This window comes from Zhongshania sp. (assembly GCF_041623545.1).
Taxonomy (GTDB): Bacteria; Pseudomonadota; Gammaproteobacteria; order Pseudomonadales; family Spongiibacteraceae; genus Spongiibacter.
On sequence record NZ_JBFJWS010000429.1, the window covers coordinates 1 to 1,934 of the forward strand.

Sequence of the window (1,934 nt, forward strand, 5' to 3'; positions counted from 1 at the left end):
ATCGAGCGGCCCATTGTAGTCAACGGCGCACGCGCGGTGCTGGGCCGACCACCCGAGAATGTTTTGGCGCTGCTGGATTAAGCTCTCGCCGTAAAGTTTAAGAGGACGTATTTGTTGAGCAGTAATCCGTATGTGTTGGTATTGTATTACAGTCGCCATGGTGCGACTGAGCGCCTAGCCCAGCAAATTGCCAGAGGGGTAGAGCAGGCCGGCTTAGAGGCGAGAATTCGCACGGTGCCAGCGGTGTCTACCGTGTGCGAGGCCACAGCTGAGGATATCCCTGATAGCGGTCATTTGTACGCCAGTGAGGACGATTTGCGTGATTGCGCAGGTCTGCTGATGGGAAGTCCCACGCGATTTGGTAATATGGCGGCGCCTTTGAAGTATTTTCTCGACGGCACGTCTAGCCTGTGGATGAGCGGTGCGCTGATCGGCAAGCCAGCGGCGGTTTTTACCTCGAGTGCGAGTATGCACGGGGGGCAGGAGACTACCCTGCTAACAATGATGATGCCGCTGTTACACCACGGCATGGTCATCGCCGGTTTACCCTATAGCGAGGCGGCGTTAACCACCACGCAAAGCGGGGGAACCCCTTATGGCGCCTCGCATGTGGCCGGCCAAGCTGGCCGCTCGGTAGACAATATTGAACTCGAATTAGCCACTGCGCTGGGACGGCGCGTGGCGGAATTAAGTAAAAAACTGCAACCCTGAGGTAGACATGACCAGTATTGAAAAGCGTGCATTGTTCGCGGCGTGGGCAATGAAAATAAGCTACATCGCTTTTTTGCTGAGTTTAAGTCTCGGTACATGGGTGTGGGTTCAAGAGGGACGGCAACCTAGCGTCAGTATTTGGTTGATTCGCACGGTGCCAATTTTGTTGTTTGCCTATGGTGTGTTTAAGCACCAGCTGCGCAGCATCGCTTGGTTGTGCTTTGCCATTTTATTGTATTTTGCGATGGCGGTAACTGAGGCGATGTCGCCCTATGCTATCTGGTTTAATTATATTGAGTTAGCGGCAGTCGTCATGTTGTTTTGCAGTGCGACGATATTTATTCGCTGGCAGGCACAAATGTTGAAAGCGAAACAGGCAGAAGGGACATCAGGCGAATGACAGGGACTAAAAAGCGGGGTTTTTTCTCGCGCTTAGGGGCAATTATTGAAGGCACTCGGCGCTGGTTAATCAATATCGTGTTTGTGGTTTTTATCGGTATTGTTCTCACGGCAGTATTCACCTCAGTGAATATTAGCGTGCCCGATGGTGCGGTGTTAATTGTGGCGCCCCAAGGCGTAGTCGTTGATCAAATTACGGCGGTCGATGCCTTAACCCAGTTGAGCTCCAGTGGTTTACCTACAGAAACATTACTGAGCGATTTAATTGAGACGGTTGATTTAGCAACCGACGACCCGCGTATCGAAGTAATGTTGCTCCAGCTCGATGAGCTCCAGCATATTGGCCTGAGTAAAACCTTGGAGTTGTCTGAGTCCATTAGCCGTTTCCGCGATAGCGGTAAAACCGTGGTCGCGACGGCGAGTCACTATGATCAAGATCAATATTTGCTGGCCAGTTTTGCCGATCAAATTTTTGTCCACAATATGGGCGGCGTTGGTATTGAAGGCTTTGCGGTTATTCGCAATTACTTCTTTGATGCAATTAATAAGCTCAAAATCCGGTTTCATGTTTTTAAAGTAGGCAGTTTTAAGTCAGCTGTTGAACCGCTGCTCCGCAACGATATGTCTGAGGCCGCCAAAGAGTCCAATAAGGCTTGGCTGGACCAGTTGTGGACGGTGTATCGCGATACCCTCATTTCTCGCCGAGGTATATCTGCTGAGAAGTTTGATTACTATGTAAATCATATTGACGAGGTGATGGCTAAGGTTGACGGCGACGCCGCCCAAGCGGCCCTCGATTATGGTTTGGTTGATGGCATAGTCAG

Annotated in this window: 3 protein-coding genes and 1 pseudogene; all 4 read left to right on the forward strand. The window is 50.8% G+C overall.

Annotated features, from left to right (window positions below):
- A pseudogene (locus ABYT30_RS18855) lies at positions 1–81 on the forward strand (arsenate reductase (glutaredoxin)); the annotation flags it as partial.
- 33 nt (positions 82–114) lie between these two features.
- A complete protein-coding gene (wrbA, locus tag ABYT30_RS18860; RefSeq protein WP_373098077.1) occupies positions 115–711 on the forward strand; it encodes an NAD(P)H:quinone oxidoreductase in 597 nt (198 codons plus the stop codon).
- Positions 712–718: 7 nt separating this feature from the next.
- On the forward strand, positions 719–1,111 hold the full coding sequence (locus tag ABYT30_RS18865) for a DUF2069 domain-containing protein (RefSeq protein ID WP_373083425.1): 393 nt from the start codon (positions 719–721) through the stop codon (positions 1,109–1,111).
- Positions 1,108–1,934 (forward strand): S49 family peptidase (locus tag ABYT30_RS18870; RefSeq protein ID WP_373098079.1); only part of this gene is annotated, 827 nt, incomplete at its 3' end. The genes ABYT30_RS18865 and ABYT30_RS18870, both read left to right, overlap by 4 nt.

Coding starts and splice junctions, on each gene's coding strand:
- ABYT30_RS18865 (WP_373083425.1), top strand. CDS start 719: ATGACCAGTATTGAAAAGCGTGCATTGTTCGCGGCGTGGGCAATGAAA.